The following is a 25,643-nucleotide window of genomic DNA, read 5'->3' as shown; positions in this document are numbered from 1 at the left end:
CTGGTCATCAACCCTTTAGGCGGACATCTCGACAACGGTGATTTCGGGCGTCACGCCCAGACGAACCGGCAGGATCGAGCAGCCGATACCACCCGAAACGACCAGATCGCGCCCTTTTTCGCGTACATGGCCATAGGCATAGCGATTGCCGAATTTCGATGGCACGACGGGCGACCAGCCGAACAGGCGAACCTGGCCACCATGTGTGTGCCCTGAAAGGGTCAAGGCCACCCGACTGGGCACAGTGGGAAACACATCGGGCTCATGCGCCATCATCACAACCGGAGCGTCATCGGTGATCTGCGCCAGAGTACCTTCCAGATCGTCCAATCCTTGCGGCTTGCCATTGCGCCAGATCGCCAGCTGATCCTCGAGCCCGGCCAACCAGATGCCCTGAGTTTCGAGTTTGATCGCGGCATTGGACAACACCGAAATGCCGTTCTGTTCCAGAATTTCGGCATAGCGATTGGGCCCGGACCCGCGCCGCTGAGCCGACCTGTCATCCCACCAGTCGTGATTGCCCAGAACGGCAAAGACACCATTTTTTGCCTCAAGCCCGGCAAGCACAGGGGCCAGGTCCTGCATCTTGACCGTGTCCGAGACACCTTTGTGGCTTGCAAAGAAATCACCCAACAGCAGGATCACGTCCGGAGCCAGCGCATTGGTTCGACGGACCAACTGCTTTACGCGGTTCAGGCCGACATAGGGCTCGCCCACATGCATATCGGACAGTACGGCGATTCTGAGCGGCGGCGCTGTCCAGTCGTCCCGCTGAATGCGCCATTTGCGCACGCGCAACCGAACCGCGGGTTCAATGATGAACCCGTAGGCGGCCGTGACAAGGCCTGCCAGCGTCACCGCCAGCAGGCCCTTTATAAACCGACGTCGGTTCAATACGTTACATCCGCGATGCGACGTTTTCCCAGTTCACCAGATTGTCGAGGAAGTTCGACAGGTAGGCTGGACGCTTGTTGCGAAAATCGATGTAGTAGGAGTGCTCCCAAACATCGCAACCCAGCAGCGCGGTTTGACCAAAGCACAGTGGGTTCACGCCATTCTCAGTCTTTGTGACGGCCAGCGAGCCATCGGCGTTCTTGACCAGCCAGGCCCAGCCCGAACCGAACTGACCCGCACCGGCGGCACTGAATTGCGACTTGAATTCATCTACCGAACCGAAGCTTTCGGTCAGCGCCTTTTCCAGCTCGCCCGGCATCTTGGACTCGCCCGGCCCCATCATTTCCCAGAACTGGTTGTGGTTCCACAACTGGCTGATGTTGTTGAAGATACCGTTTTGTGCCACGGCGTTTGCGTCGTAAGTACCAACGATGATCTCTTCCAGCGATTTGCCGTCCCATTCGGTGCCGGCGATCAGCTTGTTGCCGTTGTCGACATAGGCCTTGTGGTGCAGGTCGTGGTGATATTCCAACGTTTCCGCGGACATACCCTTGGCTGCCAGCGCGTCATGTGCATAAGGAAGATCAGGAAGTTCAAAAGCCATGTCGGCCCCCTGTTTAAATGTAAGTTGCGGTTCCCAAGGTTAAATGCTTTGGCAACCGCCGCAGGTCAAGGGGCGTGGCAAGAAAACCCGGAGGCAGGCGATGCTGACACAGGCGCGCAAGGTGTTCTATCGCGCCCGCGGATATTATGCGGGCAATCTGAACGGCGAGCCGTTTCGTCTGGACCCGTACCATTCGAAATTCTGGCGCAAAGCCACTGCGGGCGCTTGGGAACCTGAAACATTTGCGGTTCTTGACAGGTTCCTGTCCCCGCAAAGCGACTATCTGGACATCGGCGCGTGGATTGGCCCGACGGTGCTGTACGGTGCGCGAAGGGCACGGCATGTCTGGTGTTTTGAGCCTGACCCGACCGCGTTTCGGCATCTGGCATGGAACCTTGATCTGAACGGCGTTCAGAACGTTTCGGCATTCGGGGTCGCCCTGTCAGATCGATTTGGCGTGGCACGCATGGCCTCTGTGCGCGGTGAACCCGGGGATTCCACCAGTTCGCTTCTGCACGACGGGGCGCATGGGTCTGACGCGCTGACGATCGCCTGGGACCAATTCGAAAAAACACTCGACCTGTCACGGGTTTCGCTGGTCAAAATGGACATCGAGGGCGCGGAATTCATTGTTGCCCCCACTTTGTCCGCATGGCTGAAGAAACGCCGCCCCGCCCTTCTTCTGTCTCTTCACGCACCTCTGCTTCCGGAAGACCAGAGGCACGAACGTGTCAGCGCGTTGATGGATGAACTGGGTTATTACGCAAACCTGTCGGATGACAAGGCGCAGCCTCTAAAGGTTTCGGACTTGCTGACCGAAGACGGCCTGAGCCGTTTTCACACCGTTCTCTTGCATGGGTAGAACGTCTGGCGTTTTTTTCTTCGTTCACGTGAGGTCCCGCTTGCGGCATTGAGGTGTATCAGTTTGAGTGCACACACCAAGAATCATACCCAAGTGGATAAAATGAAAAGACTTTTACCGATTGCAGTCGCCGCATTGCTTGCACAAACCGCTGCGGCAGAAACGGTTACCTATCATTGCAAGATGACCAAACAGGACGCCCATGGCTGGATTGCGCCAGAGTATGCGTTCCGGATCGACCCTGCCGCAGCTTCGGCGATGGCCGCAACGTCGTACCAAGATTGGGCCAAGACAAAATTCAAAGACCGCGGCGCCAAGGGATACCGTATTATCTGGAACCTCGATCAAAAAATGGTTGCCGGCGGCAATGTCCGCGTTCGATATCAGGCGAACCTGAAAACAACCGACAACACGGTCGCCGTCCGCATGGCATTCGTTCAGGGAAATTTCGCGAACAAACCTTTCGGAGTCGGGACCTGTTCGACAGTCAAGTAAGAAAAAGCCCCGGATGAACCGGGGCTTTTTTGTTCAGTAGATCCCGACTTCACTGCCGGGCTGTGCTGCCACCTTGAGCAGTTTGAACACGTAATCCGCAGCAGAACGGAAGCAGACCACGCGGAAGGTCTGTTCATCATCCATCCAGAAAGCACCGGCCACCTGCGCCAGACGCGTGCGGCGGATTTGGCCAGGCTGGAATGCATCCGCCGACAGATCGACAGGTGCGACCTTGCCCAGCACCTCCCTTGCGCTGGCACCAGAGACGCTGAAGACGGCGCGGGCATCCGAGACGTTGACCGCCAAAGCATGGGTGCCGCTCAGGGCACCGACCATGTTGGCCAGTTTGGCTTCGACCTCGGCATAAGGCACCAGAACCAGCAACTCGTCCGTCGACATCCAAGCCACGCCGGTATCGCCAGTCACAAGCACCTGGCGCTGACCCGGCACTTTCTGACCGGTTGCATCCTTGACGGCCTTGGCCAGCACCTTGTCGGACAGGTCGCCGCGCAGGGTTATCATACCTTGCAGGCCGCATTCCTGGACCTTGGCGATGCCGTCATAGCTGGCGTGGTTCAATGCGCTGATGGGTTCAGACATTCTGCTTCTCCCCGTCCTTGTCATAAAAGATCGGGTCCACGATCTTGGCTTTGTAGGTTTTGCCGTCCGTGCCCGGGAACTCGACGATCTCGCCCATGCGGTCGGGGCCGTGTTTGATCAGCCCCATGGCGATGCCTTTGCCCAGATTGGCCGAGTAATATGTCGACGTCACACGGCCGATCATGTTGCGCTGACCGTTGGCATTGACGCCCTCGCCCACCGCGTAAGCACCATCCGGCAGAACCGATCCGTCCACAGTCTCGAGACCGACCAGCTTCCAGCGCTCGGGATCCGCCATGTGGCTGCGGGAATGAGCGCGTTTGCCCAGATAATCCTCTTTCTTCTTGGACAGCGCCCAGTGCAGCCCCAGATCCTGCGGGATCACGGTGCCGTCGGTCTCGTCCCCGATCATAATAAAGCCCTTCTCGGCCCGCAGGATGTGCAGACATTCGGTTCCATACGGCATCACGCCGAACTCTTTGCCTGCCTCCATCAAGGCATCCCAGAACGCCTGACCCTGGCTGGCGGGAACAGCGATTTCATAAGACAGCTCGCCCGAGAACGAAATGCGGTAGGCCCGGCAATCGAAGCCTCCGATCTTGCCATCGCGCCATTCCATGAACGGCAGCGCCTCTTTGCTGACATCCATGCCGCCCAGCTTCTCCAGCACCTTGCGGGCGTTGGGGCCGACCACGGCGACCTGCGCGTATTGCTCGGTCACGTTGGCGACATAGACTTTCCAGTCCCACCATTCGGTCTGAAGCCATTCTTCCATGTGACCATGGATACGCTCGGCCCCGCCGGTGGTGGTGTGGCACAGCCATGTGTCCTCGTCGATGCGGGCGACAACGCCGTCGTCGATCAGAAAGCCGTTTTCAGAACACATCAGGCCATAGCGACACTTGCCGACCTTCAGCGTCGACATCATGTTGGTGTACATCATGTCGAGGAACTTGCCGGCATCCGGGCCTTTGACGATCAGTTTGCCCAGCGTCGAGGCATCCAGCAGGCCGAGGTTCTCGCGGGTGTTCTTGACCTCGCGATTGACCGCGTCGTGCACGGATTCACCGGGGCGGACATAGGCATAGGCCCGGCGCCAGTGACCGACCGGCTCCCAATCGGCGCCGTTCCTGTCGTGCCAGTTGTGCATCGGTGTCTGACGGATCGGTTGGAATACATCGCCGCGTGCCTCACCGCCGATCGCACCCATCGAGATAGGCGTATAAGGCGGCCGGAAGGTGGTTGTGCCAACCTTGGGGATTTCGGATTCCAGTGCATCAGCAAGGATCGCCAATCCGTTGATGTTGCTCAGTTTACCCTGATCGGTCGCCATACCCAGAGTGGTGTAGCGCTTGGTGTGTTCGACGCTTTCATACCCTTCGCGCGCGGCCAGCTGGACATCAGAAACCTTGACGTCGTTCTGGAAATCCAGCCACGATTTCATGCGCAATTGAACTTCGGCATTTGCCGGCATGAGCCAGACCGCTTCCATCGGCGCCTCGACGGTTGTCTCACCTGCGGGCGCCTTGGTGTTCTTGGGCTTGAAGCCAGCCGCCTTGGCAGCCGCCTTGCCGGCGGCATGGGCGTCTGTCAGTACATCTTGCAACGCCAGAGGACCGTTGGACGCACCGGCAGCAACAACGAACCCCTTGCCGTCGGCCCCCAGCGGCGGACGCTCGGGATCCGGCCGGAAATGCGCGTTCGCGTCGTCCCAGATCAGCTTGCCTCCGCAATGGGACCACATGTGCACGACCGGAGACCAGCCGCCGGACATGGCGACCGCATCCGCCTCGACCTCTTCACGCGCGCCGCCGACACCTTCCTGATTGCAGATGGCAACCTTTTTGACCCGCTTGCCGCCTTTGACCTTGGCAATGGCCTTGCCCGGGTCGACGCGGATACCCAACTGGCGAGCTTCCTCTGCCAAAGGTCCGGCCGTTGCGCGTGCGTCAACAATGCGCAAAACATCCACACCTGCCTGTTTCAGGATAATCGCGGTGCGGTAAGCGTCATCATTGTTGGTGGCGACGATGACCCGATCGCCCGGAGTAACCCCCCAGTTCACGACATAGTCGCGCATGGCCGATGCCAGCATCACACCTGGAACATCGTTGCCAGCAAAGGACAATGGTCTTTCAATTGCACCCGTTGCCGTTACAATTTGCTTGGCGCGAATACGCCACAAACGGTGGCGCGGGCCCTGCACGCCCGGCGTGTGGTCCGTCAGGCGTTCGTATCCCAACACATAACCATGGTCGTAAACACCCGCTCCCATGCAGCGCGAGCGCATGATGACGTTGTCCATTGTTTCGAGTTCGGAAACCAATTGTTCCACGAACTTATCCACAGGCTCACCATCCACAGTACCGCCGTCAACCGGAGCGCGACCGCCCCAATGCGCGGTCTGCTCGATCAGCAGGACCTTGGCACCGGATTGTGCCGCCGCCTTGGCCGCCTGCAAACCAGCCACACCGCCGCCGATCACCAGAACATCGGTAAAGGCGTAGAAATGTTCATAGGTGTCGGCATCCCGGTTGTCTTTGTCGGGCGCCTTGCCCAATCCCGCCGACTGCCGGATGAACGGTTCGTAGACGTGTTTCCAGAAAGGTTTGGGGTGGATGAACGTCTTGTAGTAGAAACCGGCCGGCAGAAACCGGGCAAAGGCCGTGTTCACCGCACCGATATCATATTCAAGGCTTGGCCAATGGTTCTGTGAAATCGCGGTCAAACCGTTGAACACCTCGGTCGTCGTGGCGCGCTGGTTCGGCTCGAACCGGTTGCCCTGCCCCAGGCCGACAAGCGCGTTCGGCTCTTCCGCGCCGCTGGCGACAACGCCGCGGGGACGGTGGTATTTGAACGACCGGCCAACCATCATCTGGTCATTGGCCAGCAGGGCCGAGGCAAGCGTATCCCCCTCATAGCCCTGCATCGAGGTTCCGTTGAAAGTGAATGTGACCTTTTTCGACCGGTCAATCAGCCGGCCTTGTTTTGCGAGACGGGTGCTCATTGTGCGGGCCTTTCGCATGTGGAAGCGTCAAAGCCTCCGGCGGGAGTATTTTTGAAAAGATGAAGCATCAGGAGAACTCTCTCCACGTCCAGCCGGACCGTTTGGCAGTGATGGCATCCTTGATGTCTTGCGGCGGCTCGGTGACCTGCGCGGAATAGGTGCCGAACACTTCGAGTGTCTGCGTGCAGCGCGCGGCGTGGAACCACTTGCCGCAGCCATTGGCGTGCCGCCAGCGCTCGAAATGAACACCTTTCGGGTTTTCACGCATGAACAGATAGTCGTGGAATTCGTCATCGGACGAGCCCGGACCGAAACGCTTCAGATGCGCTTCGCCGCCGGCGGCCAGTTCGGTTTCTTCGGCGTCTACGCCGCAATAGGGGCAATTCAGGATTAGCATGTTGTCATCCTTTTGGCGGTCGGTCGGCGCGGGGGCCGACCTGAATTCTGTTTTCTGGCACCTTTGGGGATCGCCCTAGTGCGCCACCCCGGCGGCGACGCTTTCGTCGATGAAGCGGCCTTCCTTGAAGCGGTCCATCGAGAATGCTTCGGTCAGCGGTGAATGACCCGTCGCCATCAACTGTGCCATCCCCCAGCCGGAACCCGGAATCGCCTTGAAACCACCGGTGCCCCAGCCGCCGTTGATAAAGCAGCCCTGCAACGGTGTTTTCGACAGGATGGGCGAGCGGTCACCGGTCATGTCCACGATCCCGCCCCACTGGCGCAGCATTTTCAGGCGCGAAATCATCGGGAAGGTTTCGACCAGCGCCCGCACCGTTTCCTCGATATGGTGGAACGACCCGCGCTGCGTGAAGTTGTTGAACCCGTCGGTTCCCCCGCCGATCACCATTTCGCCCTTGTCGGATTGCGACATGTAGCCGTGGACTGTGTTCGCCATCACGACCACGTCCATGCAGGGTTTGATGGGCTCGGACACCAGCGCCTGCAACGCGACGGCTTCCAGCGGCAGGCGGAAGCCCGCCATCTCGGCCAACTGACCCGAATGGCCCGCGACGACGATGCCCAGCTTGTCACAATCGATGGCACCCTTGGTGGTATCGACCCCGACAACGCGACCTTTGTCCGAGCGTATGCCGGTGACTTCGCATTGCTGGATGATATCCATCCCCATCGCCGAACAGGCACGCGCATAGCCCCACGCCACCGCATCATGGCGCGCAGTGCCCCCGCGTTCCTGCCAAAGGCCGCCCAGAACCGGATACCGGGGGCCGTCCAGATTGATGATTGGCACCAGTTGCTTGACGCGCTCGGGGCCGATCCATTCCGTCTTGACCCCTTGCAGCGCGTTGGCATGGGCCGTGCGCTGGTAGCCGCGGATCTCGTGCTGGGTCTGCGCCAGCATGATGACACCGCGCGGGCTGAACATGATGTTGTAGTTCAGTTCCTGGCTCAGGTCCTCATAAAGGCTGCGCGCTTTCTCGTAGATCGCCGCAGACGGGTCTTGCAGATAGTTCGAACGGATGATCGTCGTGTTGCGACCAGTATTGCCGCCGCCCAGCCAGCCTTTTTCGATAACCGCGACATTCTGGATGCCATAGTTCTTGCCAAGGTAATACGCGGTCGCCAGACCATGACCGCCAGCGCCAACGATGATGACGTCATAGCGCTTCTTGGGTTCGGGTGAGCGCCAGGCGCGCTCCCATCCGGTGTGATAGCGCAGAGCTTCCCGCGCCACAGCAAAGGCTGAATAGTGTTTCATGTGCGAATCCATCCGGTTCGGTGATTGGGCGCAGATATGCCGTGTGACGGCATTTTAACCCTGCCGTGCAACGCCGCAATATCGCACTATTGCGACATGTCGCTCATTCGCGGCCATTTGTCCCTTTTGTCGGACGCCTCACAGGTCTAAGTCAGGGCAGCATCCTCGGAGGGACCATGACGTTCTGGGTTCTGATTTTTCTTGTCGCGCTGCTGATCGCAGCTTTTCTCAGCTTTACCCTGCTGCGCAAACGCCGTGGGGATGAACCCGCGGCGGCATACGATCTGCGGGTTTATCGCGAACAGTTGGCCGGTGTGGACCGGGATCTGGCGCGCGGGGTCATTGGCGAGGCCGACGCTGAACGGGTGCGCACGGAAATTTCCCGTCGCATTCTGGCCGCAGATGATCAAATGAAGAAAGAGGGTGCCGGCGCCGGGCCATCTCGTGCGGTTTCGGTGTTGTCGATCCTGGCAATCTCGTTGCTTCTGATCGGTGGAGCGTTGGCGATGTATCATCGCAAAGGGGCCGTGGGTTTGCCCGACATGCCGCTGACCGCACGGCTTGAACTGGCCAAGGAAGTGCGCGCCAACCGGCCATCCCAAAGCGCAGCGGAAGAACTGGCGACCCCGCCTCAACCTGCGCAGCTGGAAGAAAGCTATGCCAACCTGCTGAAGCAGTTGCGGGAAACCGTTGCAAGCCGGCCGGACGATTTGCAGGGTCAGATGTTGCTGGCGCAGCACGAGACGAATGCGGGCAACTTCAAGGATGGGTACACCGCGCAGCAAAAGGTGATCGAGCTGTCAGGCGACAGCGCCACTGCTGATACCTATGCGGACCTGGCTGAAATGATGATTCTGGCCGCAGGTGGATATGTCTCACCCGAAGCGGAACAGGCGCTGGTCGAAGCGCTGAACCGTAACCCCCGTCACGGCCCGGCGCGCTATTACTGGGGGCAGATGCTGGCACAGATCGGGCGGCCGGACCTTGCCTACCGCATGTGGGTCGAAACGTTGCAGGATTCCCCCGCGGGTGCGCCCTGGGCCGAAGCAATTCGGGCTCAGATCGACGAACTGGCCTTTCGGGCCGGCGTTTTCAATGCACCGGATCTGAGCACAGCACCCGGCCCCAGCCAGGAAGACATGGCCGCCGCCGCAGAGCTGAGCCCCGAAGAACGGCAGCAGATGATTCAGGGCATGGTGGACCAGCTGTCTGATCGGCTGGCGACAGAAGGCGGATCTCCCGAGGAATGGGCCCGCCTGATCGCCGCCTTGGGCGTTCTTGGCCAGGGCCAGCGTGCCATCGATATCCGCGATGAAGCCATGGAAGTCTTTGCCGGCAATTCAGAGGCGTTGCAGATCATCGATGCGGCGGCCCTTCAAGCCGGGATCGCTCAATGATCCATGACGCCATCGAAGAATTTGCAGCCGCGCTGCAACCGATGAGTGCCCTGATGGGGCTGGACCTTGGGGAAAAGACAATCGGAGTCGCCGTGTCCGACCGGATGCGCGGCGTCGCCAGCCCGCTGGAAACGGTACGGCGCAAGAAATTCACGCTCGATTCCGCGCGCCTGATCGAAATTGTGACCGATCGCGAGATCGGGGGCATCTTGCTGGGCCTGCCAAAGAACATGGATGGCAGCGAAGGGCCAAGATGCCAGTCAACGCGGGCATTTGCGCGCAATTTGTCCCGCCTGACCGATTTGCCCATCGGATTTTGGGACGAGCGGCTCAGCACGGTTGCGGCAGAAAAAGCACTACTTGAGGCGGATACGACACGAAAACGTCGCGGACAGGTTATTGATCACGTTGCGGCCAGCTATATCTTGCAAGGGGCGCTGGACAGGCTGCGCTTTTTGTAACGGGTCGGAGACCAGTGATGACGAATATGGTTTGGAAAAGGAATGAGGTCGAAAGCCCTTGTGTCCAGATCTGTGTCGTTCACCCGACTGAACGCATCTGTACTGGCTGCTATCGCACGATTGACGAAATCACCCGCTGGTCCAAGATGGACAGCAGCGAACGCGCCGAAATCATGGAAGATCTGCCAACCAGAAAGCCGCGCCTCAGTAAACGCCGTGGCGGGCGTGCAGCGCGCGTAAACGGTTCCTGAAGTCAGCCAGCCTGCTTTGAGGACGTATCCCTGTGGTCATTGGATTTGTCGCGGGCCGACCTGTTTGTGTCTTGCCCGCGCAGCTCTGACTCGAACAGAGCTGCGATTTCGGATCTGCTTGTTTTTGCAGTCCCGTATTTTTCCGCTGCACGTTGGACATGCTTCGTGCCGGTCTTGTCCGCCTTGAAAACTGGCGTCTTGCGTGCCGCAAATCTTTCCATCAATAACCTAAGTGTCATCGCAAACTTCCCGCTTCCAATAACTGTGCCGCCGCGGGCCGAGTTCGAGCTCCTAAAAGGGGCCAGCTCATGAACGCATCTGTTCAACGTGAGTGGAGGCCCGCAGCGACACGGCGTAGGTAAGGACATTTCCGGTCAAATTTAGGGGGAAAACACAGGGTTTTTGGTCCGTGTTGACCTTAAGGTAAGAAATTCCACGGAAAAACCCACCAGTTCCCTTACGTCACAATTCTGGACCGGTACGGCATCAAGACCGGTTTCAAGACATGTGGTGCGTGTCGTTCCGCGAAATAAGCCAATCAGATTTGGTCAATTCGCGCTCAAAGGTGCTTTGTTCTGCCCAGAGAACAAAGCACGCAAGCCGCCTGTTGGCAGCAAGATCACAAGATGCAGGTTGGCGCGCAGAGCAGGGCCTTACCCGGCAGCCAGCCAGGTTTTGGCGTTTTCGATTTCCTCGGACGGAAAGAACTGAGTCCGTGTGCCCAATACATGACTGGCGACACGTTGTGCCATGTGCTGCCAGCTTTTGTCCCCGACGATCGCCGCGCGATCCAGTTGTCCGATGTGGCGACTTGCCAGACGAAAATGCGCTGCAAGAGCGGACAACCCCTGCCAGCCGTCAAATTCCCGCAGGTCGATCAGCAACCGAAACCCGGAGCGGTCATGCAACAAAGCGTCCAGGTCGCGCTCGGCCTGCTTGTACTCCTCTGGGTCCAGTTTTCCCAAAAGGCTGATCTGCACACATGGGCCCTCAAGATCGGTCACGTGAATGGATCCCAGCGACTCGCGCATCCAGCGCCGGGCGGCTTCAAGCTCGGCCAGTTCAAAGACCTGAACGGGGCATGGCAGGATCGGGGCGGCCAATCGGATGCTGGTTTGCACCCAGCCCTGATCGGCAACAACCGCGATCCGGTCAAACCCCCGCCAGTGGCTGAGCCCCAGCTTGGTGTCGGACCAGGCCGCGCCCAAATCATACCCCTTGAACTCTGGCTGCACGATGGCCAAAAGCCGAACGGAATCGTGTTCGGTCAGCGCTGCTTCGATTGCAGGAACCAGGACATCGGCATAGTCGGCGCTGGTGACTTGCCCCGACAACTCCACTTCTATCAACGCACCATCAGAATTCGTATGGACCGTAATCATCGGTCAAAACCTCCAAAGCCAAACAATGACAGGAGGTTAAGTGGATTCGATCCATTCCGCCACACCCCCGGCACATTCCGGGCGGAAATAGGCGATCATCCGTCCATCCGGCCCTGCGCTTGCCGTTTCCGCCCAGGGGGCAACCCCGTGCAGGCAGAGGCGGTGCAGCACGTAAGCCTCGCCCGGCTTGGCCGGCAGTTCGATTCGCGGGCAGGTTTCGAAAACCTCGCGACGGGCGGATTGGTAGATATCCGTAACATCGACTTTATGCAGACGCTCTGGTGGCGTCCCCGCAAGGGCGCGCCTGAACGCCGCGCCCAGGATATGATGGCTGCCTTCCCACAACACCATGGGCGACGCATCCGGGCTGGCCTCGGTCAGCGGTATGCCCAAAATCCAGGCGTGCGGTTCTTCCACCCGGCGGCGACGATCCGGCCCCATCGGGCGCAAACCGTCCACATGGGCCGCGTCCCGATTTCTGCGATACCGCGCGGCGGCTTCGTTTTCCCCCCGACGTGGGCGTGGATACCCAGGATGCATGACCGAGACTTGGCCTTTGTGAAGCGGCAACTGCCCGTAACGCCCTGCAATGAATGACATGGCGGTTCCAGCCAAAGGCCCCGATTGGCCAACCCTGCCCTGCGCGTCATTGGGCAACGCGTCAACACCGATGAACCACGTCCCGTCACAATCCAGCCAGTCAGCATGGGCCGGGTCCGTTACCGCGGTCCGTGCGGCAGGCAGCGCATGTCCCACCCAGGCCGCAAGCACTGGATCATACCGGAATTTCACCCAGCCCCTGGCGCCAAAATCCTTCACAAACCCACCGCTTTGCGCAGCATATTTAGCGCCACCAGCGTAAGGAACACAGCGAAAACGCGCTTCAAAGGTTTCGGATCCATCGCATGGGCAAGCTTCACCCCCCAGGGCGCGGTGATCATCGTCATTGCCACGACGATTCCGAAGGCCACCAGATTGACCGCCCCAATGGTCAGCGGAGGCCGGTGTTCCGGTGCGATATCCAGAAACAAAAACCCGATGACCGAGGGCACGGCGATGATCACACCAAACCCGGCGGCGGTTGCGACGGCACGGTGGATCGGCGTGTTGTAGAGGCTCATCAGCGGTACACCAAAACTGCCGCCGCCGATTCCCATCAGAACTGAAAGAAACCCGACCGCAGGGGACAGGATGGCCCGCTTTGTCCCACCGGGCATGACATCACCCAGCCGCCATTCCGAACGACCCAGCCCCAGATAGGCCCCGATCACCATTCCCAATATGCCGAACAGCGCCTGCAAGGCTTCGGTCCGCAGGGCCGATGCAACCAGAACTCCGATGATCGCACCGACGACGATCCCCGGCCCCCAGCCGCGCAGGATATCCCAATCCACCGCACCCTTTTTATTGTGCGCAAGAACGGATCGGACCGATGTCACGATGATCGTGGCTAGCGACGTGGCCAGACACAGTTGCATCAACTGCGGGCCGCCATAGCCAAGAGTTTGAAACGCATAGAAAAAGGCAGGCACCAAGACGATTCCACCGCCGACCCCCAGCAATCCGGCAAGCACGCCGGCCAGCGCTCCGATCGCAAGCAAAAGGCCCAGCATCTGGGCCAGCAACATCGTCTCGGGCATCGTTCCCCCTGCCGCTTAAACTTCTGCCATGGGCGCCACATGATCCAGCGCCCGCAGCATCACTTCGGGTCCGGCCCCATCCCGCACAGCCCCTTCCGACAAGGCGCGCCGCCATGCGCGGGCTCCGGGACGACCTGCGAAAAGGCCCAACATATGACGCGTGATCTGGTGCAAACGCCCGCCATTGGCAAGGTGCCGTTCCACATAAGGCACCATATGTTGAACGATCGCGAACGGATCACGCGTCGTTCCGGTACCAAAGATGCGTCGGTCAGCATCCGACAGGACGTCGCCCGGCTGATGATACGCGGCCCGGCCGATCATCACCCCATCCAGACCTGCTTCCAGATGTGCGGCTGCCTCGTCCAGCGTGTTGATGCCGCCATTGATCGATATGTGAAGATCGGAAAACTCAACCTTCATCCGATGCACAAGGTCAAAGTCCAAAGGCGGGATATCCCGGTTTTCCTTGGGGCTCAGCCCTTGCAGCCACGCCTTGCGGGCATGGATTGTCACCCTTTGGCAACCTGCCGCGCTGATGTGCTCAAGAAACGCGGGCAATACATCTTCGGGCTCCTGGTCATCGACTCCTATGCGGCATTTCACGGTGACATCCACATTCACCGCTTCGCGCATGGCAGTCACGCAGTCGGCAACGCGGGCCGGGTCTTTCATCAAGACCGCGCCGAAAGTGCCGGATTGCACCCGATCCGACGGGCAGCCGCAGTTCAGATTGATCTCATCATACCCGACCTCAGCCCCCAGTCTCGCGGCCTGCGCCAATTCTTCCGGGTCAGAGCCGCCGAGTTGCAAAGCAACCGGGTGTTCCTGGGGAGAGTAGTCCAACAGATGCAACGCCCCGCCCCGCACGAGCGCCGGCGCCGTCACCATCTCGGTATACAGCAACGTTTCCGCGCTGAGCAGCCGATGGAAATAGCGGCAGTGGCGGTCTGTCCAGTCCATCATGGGGGCCACGCTTAAACGCGCTGCTTTTTGTGCGTTGTTTTTCAAAGCGTTAACTCCATTCGCATCTAAATATCGTGTAGCACGATTTCATCCAATTTCGCGGTGTTTCCGGGGATTTCCGGGGATTTTCGATTCGAGCGTGCTACGGTGTAGCACATCCGGAGAACACAAACAGCGGCCCGAATGCTGCTGGTTTCTGAGCCGGGCACCCCCCCTTTCCTTTCTTTCCGTTGCCCCCCGGAAATCGGCTATCAAACCCCGAAAATTTTTGGGTATTCGAACCGACTTCCCCATCACCGAAACCAAGATGGGATGTATTCCATGACCAAACTAAACGACAGCACACAGCGCCTTCTCGCGGCCATTACTGCTCAGAATGCCCGCCAACCCGCAACAACTCGGAACACTCTCGAAAGCCAGCCCCCCATGGTCCCACAATGTTCCCCTCAACCAAGCGTAGCGACGGGGAAGAGGACTTCTAAGAATTCGCGTTCCAAAAAGCTCGATGAGAAATTCGAGGAGCCAAACATCACTAAGATTGTAGGCGGAGAGGGTCACGTCTCCTATAGGGTTCAAATTCGCAGGCGCGTGGATGGAAAACAACATAGCCTCACAAAGACTTTTCGGAATCTGGCTAACGCGAAAAAATGGCGGAACAAGAAACTTCTGGAAATCGAGGTGAGTGGGTTTCCTATTCAAATTGTTTCAGAGACGACAATCTCCGACATCATCAATGATCGCTTAACACGCGGAAAAACTCTTGGGCGTTCCGCGCTTCAGGTCCTAAACTACATCAAGAACGACGAATTCGGGAAAACCAAAGCCTCAACGCTGTCCCAGCAAGAGCTTTATGACTATGCCGACCTTTTGTCAGCCGGTGAGAGGACACCACAAACCGTTGCGGGATACATGACCCACTTGGCGAGAACTCTCAATTGGGCAAAGGACCGAGGCGCATTGATCCCGATCGAAGTTGTCGGTGCTGCCATGCGGACGCTGTGGGAAGATGAAATTCTGGCTCGATCAGAAGAACGGAGTCGCCGACCGGAACTCTGGGAACTCGACAAAATCCTTACTGCGATTTCGGAAAACACGCGCCAGAAGATCCCGACCGCAATCCTCATGGTTTTTGCGATCTATTCCGCTCGACGACTGAGCGAGATTTGCCGCCTGAGGTGGGATGACCTGAATATTTCTAACAGGAAGATACTGGTTCGGGAGATGAAACATCCAAGAAAAAAGAAAACAAATGACGTCCTTTGTGACCTGCCCGAGGAAGCACTCGAGATCATTCTCTCTATGCCGCGCACATCCGAGTTCATATTCCCATACAATCCACGGTCAGTTGGCACGGCCTACCGGCGCCATCGTGACAAGGTCGGTGTCGTTGATCTTCGTTTCCATGATTTCCGACATGAAGCGATCAGTCGGCAATTCGAGATGGGTAAACGCGAAGCGTTTGTAAGCAAAATCTCCGGGCACAAGAATGGCGGATGTCTTTATCGATACGAACATGTCGAGGATGTTGGGGACAAATTCGCCGATTGGCCCTGGCTGAAACGCGCTTTAGAAATGTGCAAAGCCCTCCATTAACATTTGGGGTGGCCGGAGTGCATTGCTTCGGCCATCTTTTTTTGCCTCTATCAAACCGTTTTGCGCATCTTGAACCCGAAACGCACCTCCTCTCCACAAGCATTGGAGACCAAGATGAAAACCATCGACATGCTGCTCGCTCATTTCGGCGGAAACCCAATTATACCGATTGAGGACGCAGCCCATTATCTGAAATACAAGCCAGACACCCTGAAACAGAAGATTGATAAAGGTGACATCCGGATCCCTTACTTCAGTGTTGAGGACAAAAGCCAGAAGGCTCAGAAATTTGTCATGCTCCCTGATCTGGCTCACTTGATTGACGTTCAATTTTCCTCTGCACAAGATAGATTTGCATCCATTTGGGCGGAAGCTGATTGCATTTGAAACGGAACGAAATAATACGGATAGCCCCGCACAGTTTGGTACCACTATCCTATTTAGTTCCGCTGATGCTCAGCTCATCTCGGTTCCAGAACCTTTGCTTGCCACAGAATTGCCTTTACAATCACGGAGGCCAGATCCGGGGAATACCTCGCCGCTGACGCATCAGACTCGCTTTCCCTCAATCATCCAGGAAGGGTGACATGTCCAATGGCTTTGTTGAGGTCTGTTCCGGGTAGAAACGACACCAACACCCCTTCTGTAAGCGATACCGCTTGTTCAAAAGACGGCCTACTTTCTGAGATACGATTATCAGTGACTTCGGCGAAAGCCACGAAGAACAATTCGCTGTACTGCAAACTCATCGGCTTCCTCTTTTTCTTGCTCACTCACGCGATTCTGAAGACTATTTTCGACCGTTGTATCCCTCGTGAATTGGGGCCGTGTGTACCGATGAAGCCTGCCCATGGGGTAGCCGGTTACGATCGCGACGATTGCAGGCAAATAAGGAGATACCTTTTCCTTTTCGATTGCCCATCCTTTGGCCAACAATTCCAGGGCGAGGTTCGTTTCGCCGTCAGCGTTCTCGAAGCATTCAGCGACAAGTTCCCAATGTTCGAGGAAGGCAGCACTTAGGTGCACTGTTGAAATTGCGAGGTTCTTGCCGATGTAAACGTCGTTCAGAAATCTCAACAGGTCCGTTTCGATACGTTTGATCGTTGAACCGTAACCACCCAAGTCTGAAGCAAGCGCCTCGGTGGTTGGCCTGTCCTTCAGCGCTACGGAAGAACGCTGAGTGAAGACGTCGGCAGCGTGTGCCGAAATCTTCCGAGAGTTCAATACGGAAACAGTTGTCGGAATTATGCTTTCGAGGAAGCACAGCGGATCATCGACATCGTATACCGGAAGAAAGGCCACTTCCGCCAAATCCGAATACTTCCACCAATCGACCAGCCCATCAGGGTAGGTGCACTTGGACAACATTCGGATGCTGTCATACACTCGGCGGGTGTGGGAGGTGTCTGAAGCAGATAGGCCTCCGCTCAATATAGCTGTGAGAAAATCACCTACGGTCGCAAAGCCCTGTTCTTGAAGAACTGCTGCTGACTTGTGCACTTGAAGTAGCTTCAAGGGGAGTTCAACGATCGGGAAGTCCCCCTTATTGAATGAGGTGGTGTCGAAAAGAACCGACGACTGAAATTCCTTCCCGGCTGCAAGCTCCCCGGTAATTATCGCTGTTACAAGAGGCAGAGCTTCTGCAAATTCCCGTCTCGGAACGGACCACGCCTTTTCAAGACCGTTAACAAAATCAACGAAAGGAATGTCGTCATCCGATTCTGAGAAATACTCAGCGGCAGCTTTCCATGGTTCTGAGAATTCCGGGCGAAAGCGGTAGGGTGCGTTTGCATAGTCATCATGGATCAATGCGTTAGCCAGACGTGTTAGGATTTTCGCCTCCTTTTGCCTGACCCTTTCCCTCGTCACCTTTTCGGTGAAAAGATCGCTGACCGCTTCGAGGCTCAACCTTTCCTTGGGCGGGGCCATGACCCGGCTTGCAAGAATGATACGATCCTCTTCGCTTTCGCAGCTTTCAAAAGCACTTTTCAGGATTTCAGGAAGGCAGGCAAGTATCTGGGAAAAACTGCCCTTTTGAGGCTCTTCAGGGAACAGCCCGATGTCCGTAGCCTCGCAGTAGGCTTCCCAGTCGATCGACCCGTCTGGGTTCTGGGATTCCGCAATTGCAGTCAAGGCCCCATCAATCCGCTTGGTGGTCGCCTTTCCCATACCGGGGATGTCCAGAAGTTCCGACTGCGGGGTTTGGGCAAGGTCTCCTATGGTATAGAGGCCTCTCTCGATGAGCTTCTTGGTTTTTGGTCCAAGGTGAAGACATCCTATGGTCAGTCCCCGCGTTTCTTCACTGAGAACGGAAATGATTTCATTTTCTTCCCGGGAGGTGTCGCCAATTGAAAGAGCAGGCTCCAGAGGATGCAATGCGGCGAGATGAGACAGGAAACATTTGTCCGAGCGAACTTTCTTTGCCAACGAAAGAAGCTGGGTCCAGAATGCCGCCAGTTTCTTGGCTCCCAGCCCTGCCGGGAGAGGTGAGATCCCAACACGAAGTGCATCAAGCAATTCACCAAAACTCGCCAAGCCCTCCCTTTCAAACACGGCTCCCGCGTTGCCGAACGACTTTCTGTTGACAGCAAACAGTGGGTTCTCCGAGTCAACACCGTTGAATTCAGGGCAAACAAAGAAGAGCTCATGTAACCCACCCTCACACCCCTCGTAGTATTCGATCCAATCAACACTGACTCCCCGGACGCAGGACACAAGTCTAAGCATGTTGGCGAGGAGTTCTTCTTTTACTTCTACGTTTAAAGTGGCAGAGGATAGCGAGTTCCCAAGGTCGTCGAGGAAAACGTAACCTTGGGTTTCAAGAAGAGTGCTCGTTCCGGGCGATAAATGAAGGTGTCGATGGCTCATTTTCGATGGAATGGCCTGCTTGCGAGGTTCGTCTATGTGCAAACCTTGATCCGCGCCCTGAAAAAAGTTCAATGAATCCTTCTCCATCCTCTCAGCACAATTCGATTGGATGCTACACTTGTGTCTTTGTCAGAGTGAGAATTGGCGATCAGCCGTAAATTGAAGAACTTCTGGCCGTCGTCCTTGGAAAGCTCCAGTTCGTCCCCGGATTTTGCACCCGATTGTCGCAAATATCCGGTCAGGCAGGTGAGCCTGAACTCATTTCGGGTGCCTTTTTTGTCGTGGAGTTTGTTGTTGTAGTAAATGAACTGCAACTCGATCTCTTCACCATGTTCATCCAGGCAAGATATCGTTCTCCGAGGGTTTTTCGTTGCTGGATCCAATTCTCCAAGGAAAGCCCTGAACTCGTGGTCTGCCTTGGGAATGAGCATACCCGCTTGGTGGCTCTTCGTCTCGCCGGCGTCATTGGCGCTAAGAGTTTTTCTGTATGTCTTTTTTGTCATGTCAATTGCGGCCTGTTTGTCATGTCAATTGCGGCCTGATTTTCAGGGCATTCCTCAAGTCTTCATCGTCTCTTGTGGACACGGGGGCTATCTCGTTGCCCATTTTGTTTTTCCAGGCGGATCGATCAAGCATAATTCTTTCGACGGTATCTTCGTAGTAAAGGTGGTAAATCGTGACGGGCAGTGTTTGCCCTCTTCGGTGCGCCCTTGCGCTCGCTTGAGCCTCCAGAGCCGGATTCCAGACCGGAGTCATGTGAATGACGACAGTCGCTGCGGTGATATTCAGCCCTGCGCCAGCAGCTTTCGGATTCAACACCAAAATGGCTGGGCCATCATGAGCAGAGAATTCATCAATGATGCCTTGTCGGTCTGCTTGCGGTGTTCCCCCATTGATCGCGCCCCAATAAGCATCAGAAAGGTCAGGAGCCGCCCGCTGAAGCAAATCCCCAAGCCGGTTGAAGAGAGCGAAGACCAGGACTTTCCGGCCAGTCGCGAAAGCCTCTCGGATCAATCGGACAGTTTGCTCTATTTTGATGTTGCTCAGGGGAAGATCAACAACTTCAAAGATATCCGCATTTTCTGTATCAGTGTTTTCGACATCGGATACACGTAGCCAAGGGTGTGCACACACCAACTGAAGTTGTAGGGTCGCGACGAGAGCCCCGGCAACCGGATATTTCTCCAGAGTGGCTTCCCGAACCGCGTTGTAATGCTCGACGAGAGCATTCTCCATTTCCAGAGGCATCTCAATATCTATACGCTCAGGAAGATCATCGGCTACGTCCGCGACACGACGCTTCAGCATGACTGGCTCGACGATTTTCGCGACGTCTGCCGCCGTCTCGATCCCATCAGGGAAATTGGCCTCAAAATCTGACAAGGTACCGAGAAGCCCGGGAATGGCGAAATCGGCCAACGACCAAAGGTCCACAAGGCTGTTTTCAACAGGTGTCCCAGTCATTGGAATAGTCCGCGCACGGGGAATTGACGAGACGCAGTTCCTTCGCCCGGAGTTTGGATTTTTTATGGCCTGAGCCTCATCACAAATTACCCATGACCATTCAAAAGCGGAAAAGATCGAGATGTCGTTCACCACGGTATCGTAAGTTGTGATCACCACATTGGCACTCTGCAGGCCCGTGAAAACACCAGTCCTGTACGCGCCACGGTGAACCAAGGTCGACAGAGCGGGTGCAAACCTGTCGATTTCACGGACCCAGTTTGCAATGAGGCTGGTTGGGCAAATTATCAAAGCCGGTGAATGCTCCGGTGGGGGATCCTTAACGAGCAGCGCAATAATCTGCAGGGTCTTTCCAAGACCCATTTCGTCTGCAAGGATCAATCCGCCATGTGCCAAAACGGTTTCCCACATCCAAGCTACACCTTTGGCTTGGTAAGGGTACAGATCAGCGTTAAGACCAGGTATTTTCAACTCGTCTGGATATCGGGAAGCGGATTCCGTTCCCGACTGCCTCGCCGCCTCGGTTAGTTGGATACGCAAGGAACCATCCGAGGAGGCGATGTGTTGGCGGAGCTGTCCGTATCCAACACTTCCGGTATGATCCACGTCCATGGAAGCTCTCAGCAACTCCGCAGCATCATGTGGCAACGGGCGAATGGTTTCGTCATCAAGAACCCAGTCGAATTGATTTCCAAAGGCAAGTATCAGTTTTTCCTTACCTTTTACTGTTCGGCGACCAGCCAATTTTGCGACGAGCTTCCCATTTTCCTTGTCAATTATGATCACTGGATCGAGGACACGACCGCTCAAACGAATTCCCTCCGGAAGAGAACCCGGAAGGTCGACATAATTTTCGGGGAGTGAATTCACATCAGTGGGCATGTGTATCCATCATTACTCTTAGTTCTTCTATTGAGTATGGCATCGGCCGTCTCGTATGGGCTGCACGGTGGCAATTAGGGCAAAGTGGAACAAGATCGGTCTTTGGATTGTAGAGCTTTTCTTCGGACAAATGAGACACTGGTTGCAGGTGGTGCACCTCGAGGATCTTGCCCGCAGGTCCATATCTCAACTGCGGTTTGAACCCGCAGCAGACGCACTCGTAGCCGTGCAATCTGAGGCAAAGGAGTCTATTTCTCGGGTTTCTCTCTCTTTTTTGGACGAGCGCGAGAGAAAGGGCACCCTCAAGTTCCCCCAAGTTGTCTTCATGGACCACCTCATCGTAGCCGATCAGTTCCGCCATGGCTGCCATCATGGGTACAATCACATCTCTGCAAGTCGCAACAATCGCTTCACCACTCTCTGCCGTGGTCTCGTGCCGTTGTATGGCAGCCACCCTGAAGCCGCCGTCTTCAACCTTCCAACTTTCGAGCCTTTGACCGGGTATTTCCACGTCAGCTTCATCCTTGATGCTCGACAGCAAGGAACGTGCCAACAGCACATCTTCCTCCGGAGCTTCGGAGATTTGCTTCAAAACCTGCCTTGCGAAATTTCCAAACCGAAGAAGTATCCGATGCGCTTTCAATCCATGCGGACGTAGTTCGACAATAGGCCCCTGACGCTTGTCCAAATCCTCAAACCAAATATCCAAACCCGACCGAATGCCAGAGGCCACAATGCTCAAGGCAACAGACGCACCCGTACCATCGCTCAACTCAGATGCGATCAGGTCTGTGTGATCTTTCAGCATTCAGAAGCCTTATTCATCTCCAAGATCATCGCCTGTCGGCGTGGTCACATCCCGCAACAGCTTTCTGAGGTTTGAGGAAACTTCTTCTCGTATGTCCGAAAAAATTGGATCCAGTTCTTCGTTTGTGTTGTTCTGCTCAGCTGCAGTAAAGGCCCACAGCAATAGATCCATCCCTTGGACAGAATAGCCACTGTTCGCCGCTCGAAGGTAAATTTTCTGGTAGTAGTCATGGTGCTTGTTCAACAGTACGGCACCGACATGCCCTTCATCTCCCGCACTTCTATAGCTGGGTTCCCAAAGGTCTCCGGAGGTGATGGTATCGACGGCCTCAACATAGAGGCTACCGGGATCGACGTTGTTCTCGATTTTTTGGCGGATTTTGATCTTCGCACCGCGATTGTTGGAGACTACTGCGCTTTGCGTACTGGGGTCCGTTCCCTCAACAGTGGCCTGCCGCGTGTTTTTCGTACCCTCCACCGTCCGGTTCGCTGATGTGTGGTCTACTTTCGCTTTCGCTGCCGATTTCTTAGCTTTCTTCCGGTAACGGAGATTTGCTTCCCTCCGAGCCGGTCCAAGAAGCTTCTCGAGATATTCGGAAAGGGCAGGGTCAAAAAGAACACGGGATTTTTTCACGTCGATATGAAATGCCTCATCCAGTTCATGCCCAAAGTCAAATTCGACACGAAGCAGCGACATGTGCGGATCGAGGCCGCCGAAAACGCTGAGCCATCCACCACTGCTGATCAGTCGACCTTCCCGGTAAATGTAGAAACCCTGCCCCCTGTTGGTGATACGAGCTTGCGCCTTTTCGTCGTCGTTCAGATCGTCACTGTGAGGCAAAATCCAAGCTGCCACGGAAGCGTTATGTGTGCTACCATCCTCAACTTGCACCTCCATCGCCTGTTGCTGTACGGCAAGAACTTGTTCTGAGCGTTCCCGAAAAAAGGGATCCCAAGGGCCGACATTGATCCCGTCTACCGAAATCGTAATATTCCGCTCCCTGCTGTCGGTCGTGTCAAGAAAACGGTGATAGATCTCAGCCACATGCTTCTGCAATCCCGCTGAGAGGCGATTGATTGCGTTTTTTTCCTTTGCTCCGCCCGGCTCATCGTAGTTTTTTGAAAGGATCCTGTCGCATTTTGACCAGACGACGAGAGTCCCACTCCCCTCTCCGCACAAGTCTTCAAAAGCCTCTTCCTCGTCGACTGTGACGGGCTCCCTGGTCATTTCCCAAAGGCCCGAACTCTCTACATGATCAAGATCCCAAGAAAGCTTGTTCAGTTCCTTCCCAGAACCGTTTCTTGAAATCAGAGTGAACTGGCGACAAACTGAGCTTGATGCTGTCTTCAGTCCAAGGCCGAATTTCCCCAAGCTTTCAGGGTTTGCGCGCTCCGGCGCCCCATAACGCATGGCCTTGAACACACCTTCGGCGTCCATACCGGAGCCGTCGTCGCCGAAGTAAACAAGCTTTCTTCCGTCTTGCATCAAGTCGATGCGAACATTGATTTCCTGCGCACCTGCTGCCACCGAATTGTCAATGATATCAGCGGAAGCGGTCCGAAAGTCGTAACCTGTATCGCGCAGCCCATTGATCAATCGTGGGGCGTCTGGTTCATTTATCAATTCATTGCTCATTCGAACTGCCTTCGTGTCGATTTTAGCTTGTTGTTTAATGATTTGCCTGCCGCATATCCGCAGCTATTTCTGCAAAATTCCTTCCGGACCGCAACCATTCGGTGATGTGTGCGACAAGTTTTTCAATCGGCACTTCACGAGTTGCGCATTCCCAAATAACCAAGACGCGCCAACCACTATCAATTAGTTTTCCAACTACTACCCGATCGCGTGTTCTATTTGCTGAAAGCTTTGCCTCCCAGAAATCTCGCCGTGTCTTGGGCAACGTGAAAAATTTACACCCTTCATGAGCGTGCCAAAAACAACCATGGACAAAGATGGCGGACCGGTATTTACGAAGTACAAGATCCGGTTTCCCTGGAAGTTCTTTGCTGTGAAGTCGAAAACGGTAACCATATGCATGAAGCGCGCGCCTCACGACAAGTTCTGGCTGCGTGTGCTTAGGACCGATCCGCGACATCATTTCGGATCGGGTCATCGGGTGCCTTTCCTTAGGCACGCTTTCCCTTTCTTGGCCTGATTGCTACCGCATTTGTGAGCCAAGGCTCCATGGCGTTTGCAATTGCAATGGCAACAGGTGCAGCAACTGCATTACCAAACTGTCGGTACGCTTGAGTGTCTGAAACAGGAATGTTCCAAGGCCGGTTGGTACCAGGCCGGTCAAACCCCATCAAACGTGAGCATTCCCTTGGTGTCAAACGCCTCGGAATACCGCCACCTTGGTTGATCAAAATTTCAGAACCGTCTTTGTAGTATCTTGCAGACAGAGTTCTGGCCACATCGCCAGGCCCTCTCAGCCCGAAGCCAAACCCATTGCCGGCAGCTTTGTGCTTTGCAGCGTATTTCTGAAGATATTCCCAGAGTTTGGGGGTCAGAGTGTATTTTTTCGCCACTTCAGCGCGAGAGCCAACTGTAAACGGAGGTTCTGCGATTTCAGATCCATCTTCCGGGTGAAGGATATCCTTCAAAATGGGTTTTCGCCCTTCCGGGATCTCCACATCTTCCATCGTAAAATTGGTCGGAAAGTCTCGACGAAAACCGGATATGAAAATGCGTTGCCGGTGCTGAGGGACCCAATTTTGAGCATCAATGACACGATAGTCGACTTCGTAGTCGAGCTCATCCAGTGCATGTAGAATAACACGCATTGTGTTCCCTTTGTCATGGCTGAGAAGGTTTTTCACATTCTCGAGCAAAAACGCCTTCGGTTTGTGGTGCCTCAGTATCCGTACAACGTCGAAGAAAAGCGTACCTTGGGTTTCGTCGGCAAAACCGTGTGCTCTCCCGAGCGCGTTTTTCTTTGAAACCCCGGCGATAGAAAATGGCTGGCAAGGGAAGCCTGCAAGCAACAAATCATGTGCCGGTACGTCCTCTTCGTTGATAACAGTAATGTCTCCCTCGATGTTGTGGTCGTCGTCTGGGAAATTTGCTCTGTACGTTTCTTGCGAGTATTTGTTCCACTCGGAGGTAAACACACACACTCCGCCGATGGCTTCAAAGCCAATCCTAAGACCTCCGATTCCGGCAAATAAATCAATAAACCTAAAGGGTTCAGCTGTTCTTTTCATTCAAGCTACCGCAACGTCCATCTGAAAGTGTGCCCCGTTGGCACCGCGACTAAATGAAGTACGCAGCGCTGGGGTTCTCACCATATGTATGAGGCATGTAGTTTGGCCACACAACAACAATGCGCGGAGCGATAACGACAAATTCGAAACTCGCATCGGTATACGCTGATTGTGCAGGCGCTCAAAGACATCGAGACATGGCGATGGGACAATAAACCCAAGGCAAAAGACTTATATTCCCCGGCATTCATGGACCCGCGCGTCTTTTCGGTGGCGGCAAACAACGTCTTTTCAATACTCACAGCATGTTCCAATAAGTTCATTTGGGAGCGCTTTAGGTGGCGGATCAACCGCGCGACGCATCTCGGCCGATTTTCGGCAGTGGTCCAACGATCTGGATCGAAAAGAAAAGTTGAAATTTCTTTCTGGCTGGCATCCTTCAACGAAATTTGTCGGCAACTTGTCGGCGCTGGTTTTTTTATTTTTTCATTTAAATTCTGCGCGTTATGAAAGTTGTCGGCTGTCGACCGGTTCTTTCACATTCGATGA

At 55.7% G+C, this 25,643-nt stretch carries 25 protein-coding genes; 8 read left to right on the top strand and 17 right to left on the bottom strand.

From position 1 onward, the window contains the following. Nucleotides 1-15: 15 nt before the first annotated feature. On the bottom strand, nt 16-894 hold the full coding sequence (locus ACR0A2_RS00935; protein ID WP_480833786.1) for a metallophosphoesterase: 879 nt from the start codon (nt 892-894) through the stop codon (nt 16-18). A gap of 4 nt (nt 895-898) precedes the next feature. Beyond that, nucleotides 899-1,498, bottom strand: a complete 600-nt coding sequence (locus tag ACR0A2_RS00930) for a superoxide dismutase (RefSeq protein WP_171228054.1) — start codon at nt 1,496-1,498, stop codon at nt 899-901. Between the two features lie 43 nt (nt 1,499-1,541). Between ACR0A2_RS00930 and ACR0A2_RS00925 the strand changes: the two genes are divergently transcribed. After that, the gene (locus tag ACR0A2_RS00925) at nt 1,542-2,360 is read left to right on the top strand and encodes an FkbM family methyltransferase (RefSeq protein WP_480833785.1); all 819 of its coding nucleotides are present in this window, start codon (nt 1,542-1,544) and stop codon (nt 2,358-2,360) included. 63 nt (nt 2,361-2,423) lie between these two features. Beyond that, on the top strand, nt 2,424-2,855 hold the full coding sequence (locus ACR0A2_RS00920) for a hypothetical protein (RefSeq protein WP_171115267.1): 432 nt from the start codon (nt 2,424-2,426) through the stop codon (nt 2,853-2,855). A gap of 33 nt (nt 2,856-2,888) precedes the next feature. Here the strand turns inward: ACR0A2_RS00920 and ACR0A2_RS00915 are convergent, their stop codons facing one another. From ACR0A2_RS00915 to ACR0A2_RS00900, 4 genes are all read right to left on the bottom strand, one after another. Continuing rightward, nucleotides 2,889-3,455, bottom strand: a complete 567-nt coding sequence (locus tag ACR0A2_RS00915; RefSeq protein ID WP_480833784.1) for a sarcosine oxidase subunit gamma — start codon at nt 3,453-3,455, stop codon at nt 2,889-2,891. Next, nucleotides 3,448-6,462 carry a sarcosine oxidase subunit alpha family protein gene (locus tag ACR0A2_RS00910; protein ID WP_480833783.1) on the bottom strand — a complete coding sequence of 1,005 codons (3,015 nt, stop codon included), beginning with the start codon at nt 6,460-6,462 and terminating at the stop codon, nt 3,448-3,450. The genes ACR0A2_RS00915 and ACR0A2_RS00910 overlap by 8 nt, the downstream gene beginning before the upstream one ends. 67 nt (nt 6,463-6,529) lie before the next feature. After that, nucleotides 6,530-6,859, bottom strand: coding sequence for a sarcosine oxidase subunit delta (locus tag ACR0A2_RS00905; protein ID WP_480833782.1), 330 nt, complete (start codon nt 6,857-6,859; stop codon nt 6,530-6,532). 75 nt (nt 6,860-6,934) lie between these two features. Then, the gene (locus tag ACR0A2_RS00900) at nt 6,935-8,179 is read right to left on the bottom strand and encodes a sarcosine oxidase subunit beta family protein (protein WP_480833781.1); all 1,245 of its coding nucleotides are present in this window, start codon (nt 8,177-8,179) and stop codon (nt 6,935-6,937) included. Nucleotides 8,180-8,355: 176 nt separating this feature from the next. Here ACR0A2_RS00900 and ccmI point away from each other — a divergent pair, with 176 nt between their 5' ends. Genes ccmI through ACR0A2_RS00885 form a run of 3 tightly spaced genes read left to right on the top strand, consistent with a single transcriptional unit; the run spans nt 8,356 to nt 10,288 of the window. Continuing rightward, a complete protein-coding gene (gene ccmI / locus ACR0A2_RS00895; protein WP_480833779.1) occupies nt 8,356-9,576 on the top strand; it encodes a c-type cytochrome biogenesis protein CcmI in 1,221 nt (406 codons plus the stop codon). After that, nucleotides 9,573-10,037: a Holliday junction resolvase RuvX gene (gene ruvX / locus ACR0A2_RS00890; RefSeq protein WP_171631328.1), complete on the top strand. Its 465-nt coding sequence runs from the start codon at nt 9,573-9,575 to the stop codon at nt 10,035-10,037. Before ccmI ends, ruvX begins: the two co-directional genes overlap by 4 nt. A 17-nt stretch (nt 10,038-10,054) precedes the next feature. Next, the gene (locus ACR0A2_RS00885) at nt 10,055-10,288 is read left to right on the top strand and encodes a DUF1289 domain-containing protein (RefSeq protein ID WP_171614441.1); all 234 of its coding nucleotides are present in this window, start codon (nt 10,055-10,057) and stop codon (nt 10,286-10,288) included. A gap of 653 nt (nt 10,289-10,941) precedes the next feature. Here ACR0A2_RS00885 and ACR0A2_RS00880 read toward each other — a convergent pair. From ACR0A2_RS00880 to dusA, 4 genes are read right to left on the bottom strand one after another with little or no spacing between them, the layout of a single operon-like run. Next, on the bottom strand, nt 10,942-11,670 hold the full coding sequence (locus tag ACR0A2_RS00880; protein WP_171631323.1) for a SpoIIAA family protein: 729 nt from the start codon (nt 11,668-11,670) through the stop codon (nt 10,942-10,944). 36 nt (nt 11,671-11,706) lie between these two features. After that, nucleotides 11,707-12,462, bottom strand: coding sequence for a hypothetical protein (locus ACR0A2_RS00875; protein ID WP_480833778.1), 756 nt, complete (start codon nt 12,460-12,462; stop codon nt 11,707-11,709). 23 nt (nt 12,463-12,485) lie between these two features. After that, nucleotides 12,486-13,310 (bottom strand): sulfite exporter TauE/SafE family protein, encoded by an 825-nt coding sequence (locus tag ACR0A2_RS00870; RefSeq protein ID WP_171115257.1) that lies wholly within the window; start codon nt 13,308-13,310, stop codon nt 12,486-12,488. Nucleotides 13,311-13,325: 15 nt separating this feature from the next. Then, nucleotides 13,326-14,321: a tRNA dihydrouridine(20/20a) synthase DusA gene (dusA, locus tag ACR0A2_RS00865; RefSeq protein ID WP_480833777.1), complete on the bottom strand. Its 996-nt coding sequence runs from the start codon at nt 14,319-14,321 to the stop codon at nt 13,326-13,328. Nucleotides 14,322-14,597: 276 nt separating this feature from the next. Here dusA and ACR0A2_RS00860 point away from each other — a divergent pair, with 276 nt between their 5' ends. Then, nucleotides 14,598-15,869, top strand: coding sequence for a tyrosine-type recombinase/integrase (locus ACR0A2_RS00860; RefSeq protein WP_480833775.1), 1,272 nt, complete (start codon nt 14,598-14,600; stop codon nt 15,867-15,869). 114 nt (nt 15,870-15,983) lie between these two features. After that, a complete protein-coding gene (locus ACR0A2_RS00855) occupies nt 15,984-16,256 on the top strand; it encodes a pyocin activator PrtN family protein (protein ID WP_480833774.1) in 273 nt (90 codons plus the stop codon). 309 nt (nt 16,257-16,565) lie between these two features. On the opposite strand, the gene ACR0A2_RS00850 is transcribed toward ACR0A2_RS00855, so the two are convergent. Genes ACR0A2_RS00850 through dcm form a run of 7 tightly spaced genes read right to left on the bottom strand, consistent with a single transcriptional unit; the run spans nt 16,566 to nt 25,094 of the window. Continuing rightward, nucleotides 16,566-18,824, bottom strand: a complete 2,259-nt coding sequence (locus ACR0A2_RS00850) for a helix-hairpin-helix domain-containing protein (RefSeq protein WP_480833773.1) — start codon at nt 18,822-18,824, stop codon at nt 16,566-16,568. Then, nucleotides 18,806-19,240 (bottom strand): EcoRII N-terminal effector-binding domain-containing protein, encoded by a 435-nt coding sequence (locus ACR0A2_RS00845; RefSeq protein ID WP_480833772.1) that lies wholly within the window; start codon nt 19,238-19,240, stop codon nt 18,806-18,808. Before ACR0A2_RS00845 ends, ACR0A2_RS00850 begins: the two co-directional genes overlap by 19 nt. Before the next feature lie 19 nt (nt 19,241-19,259). Beyond that, the gene (locus ACR0A2_RS00840; RefSeq protein ID WP_480833771.1) at nt 19,260-21,083 is read right to left on the bottom strand and encodes a DEAD/DEAH box helicase; all 1,824 of its coding nucleotides are present in this window, start codon (nt 21,081-21,083) and stop codon (nt 19,260-19,262) included. Further along, nucleotides 21,073-21,891, bottom strand: a complete 819-nt coding sequence (locus tag ACR0A2_RS00835; RefSeq protein ID WP_480833769.1) for an HNH endonuclease — start codon at nt 21,889-21,891, stop codon at nt 21,073-21,075. Before ACR0A2_RS00835 ends, ACR0A2_RS00840 begins: the two co-directional genes overlap by 11 nt. 9 nt (nt 21,892-21,900) lie before the next feature. Next, nucleotides 21,901-23,526 carry an ATP-binding protein gene (locus ACR0A2_RS00830; protein WP_480833768.1) on the bottom strand — a complete coding sequence of 542 codons (1,626 nt, stop codon included), beginning with the start codon at nt 23,524-23,526 and terminating at the stop codon, nt 21,901-21,903. A 34-nt stretch (nt 23,527-23,560) separates the two neighbouring features. Next, nucleotides 23,561-24,004 carry a very short patch repair endonuclease gene (locus tag ACR0A2_RS00825; protein ID WP_480833767.1) on the bottom strand — a complete coding sequence of 148 codons (444 nt, stop codon included), beginning with the start codon at nt 24,002-24,004 and terminating at the stop codon, nt 23,561-23,563. A 13-nt stretch (nt 24,005-24,017) separates the two neighbouring features. Further along, nucleotides 24,018-25,094 (bottom strand): DNA (cytosine-5-)-methyltransferase, encoded by a 1,077-nt coding sequence (gene dcm, locus ACR0A2_RS00820; protein WP_480833766.1) that lies wholly within the window; start codon nt 25,092-25,094, stop codon nt 24,018-24,020. A 171-nt stretch (nt 25,095-25,265) separates the two neighbouring features. Here dcm and ACR0A2_RS00815 point away from each other — a divergent pair, with 171 nt between their 5' ends. Further along, a complete protein-coding gene (locus ACR0A2_RS00815) occupies nt 25,266-25,604 on the top strand; it encodes a hypothetical protein (protein WP_480833765.1) in 339 nt (112 codons plus the stop codon). Nucleotides 25,605-25,643: the final 39 nt, after the last annotated feature.

Source organism: Ruegeria sp. H8, from assembly GCF_056532905.1.
Note: the sequence above shows the minus strand (reverse complement) of the source record. Positions and strands in the feature narration are given on the sequence as shown.

Excerpts from the sequence above, each read along its gene's own strand:
- ACR0A2_RS00930 (WP_171228054.1), bottom strand. The coding sequence starts at position 1,498 with ATGGCTTTTGAACTTCCTGATCTTCCTTATGCACATGACGCGCTGGCA.
- ACR0A2_RS00925 (WP_480833785.1), top strand. The coding sequence starts at position 1,542 with ATGCTTTGGCAACCGCCGCAGGTCAAGGGGCGTGGCAAGAAAACCCGG.
- ACR0A2_RS00915 (WP_480833784.1), bottom strand. The coding sequence starts at position 3,455 with ATGTCTGAACCCATCAGCGCATTGAACCACGCCAGCTATGACGGCATC.
- ACR0A2_RS00910 (WP_480833783.1), bottom strand. The coding sequence starts at position 6,462 with ATGAGCACCCGTCTCGCAAAACAAGGCCGGCTGATTGACCGGTCGAAA.
- ACR0A2_RS00905 (WP_480833782.1), bottom strand. The coding sequence starts at position 6,859 with ATGCTAATCCTGAATTGCCCCTATTGCGGCGTAGACGCCGAAGAAACC.
- ACR0A2_RS00900 (WP_480833781.1), bottom strand. The coding sequence starts at position 8,179 with ATGAAACACTATTCAGCCTTTGCTGTGGCGCGGGAAGCTCTGCGCTAT.
- ccmI (WP_480833779.1), top strand. The coding sequence starts at position 8,356 with ATGACGTTCTGGGTTCTGATTTTTCTTGTCGCGCTGCTGATCGCAGCT.
- ruvX (WP_171631328.1), top strand. The coding sequence starts at position 9,573 with ATGATCCATGACGCCATCGAAGAATTTGCAGCCGCGCTGCAACCGATG.
- ACR0A2_RS00885 (WP_171614441.1), top strand. The coding sequence starts at position 10,055 with ATGACGAATATGGTTTGGAAAAGGAATGAGGTCGAAAGCCCTTGTGTC.
- ACR0A2_RS00880 (WP_171631323.1), bottom strand. The coding sequence starts at position 11,670 with ATGATTACGGTCCATACGAATTCTGATGGTGCGTTGATAGAAGTGGAG.
- ACR0A2_RS00870 (WP_171115257.1), bottom strand. The coding sequence starts at position 13,310 with ATGCCCGAGACGATGTTGCTGGCCCAGATGCTGGGCCTTTTGCTTGCG.
- ACR0A2_RS00860 (WP_480833775.1), top strand. The coding sequence starts at position 14,598 with ATGACCAAACTAAACGACAGCACACAGCGCCTTCTCGCGGCCATTACT.
- ACR0A2_RS00855 (WP_480833774.1), top strand. The coding sequence starts at position 15,984 with ATGAAAACCATCGACATGCTGCTCGCTCATTTCGGCGGAAACCCAATT.
- ACR0A2_RS00850 (WP_480833773.1), bottom strand. The coding sequence starts at position 18,824 with ATGGAGAAGGATTCATTGAACTTTTTTCAGGGCGCGGATCAAGGTTTG.
- ACR0A2_RS00845 (WP_480833772.1), bottom strand. The coding sequence starts at position 19,240 with ATGACAAAAAAGACATACAGAAAAACTCTTAGCGCCAATGACGCCGGC.
- ACR0A2_RS00840 (WP_480833771.1), bottom strand. The coding sequence starts at position 21,083 with ATGCCCACTGATGTGAATTCACTCCCCGAAAATTATGTCGACCTTCCG.
- ACR0A2_RS00835 (WP_480833769.1), bottom strand. The coding sequence starts at position 21,891 with ATGCTGAAAGATCACACAGACCTGATCGCATCTGAGTTGAGCGATGGT.
- ACR0A2_RS00830 (WP_480833768.1), bottom strand. The coding sequence starts at position 23,526 with ATGAGCAATGAATTGATAAATGAACCAGACGCCCCACGATTGATCAAT.
- ACR0A2_RS00825 (WP_480833767.1), bottom strand. The coding sequence starts at position 24,004 with ATGACCCGATCCGAAATGATGTCGCGGATCGGTCCTAAGCACACGCAG.
- dcm (WP_480833766.1), bottom strand. The coding sequence starts at position 25,094 with ATGAAAAGAACAGCTGAACCCTTTAGGTTTATTGATTTATTTGCCGGA.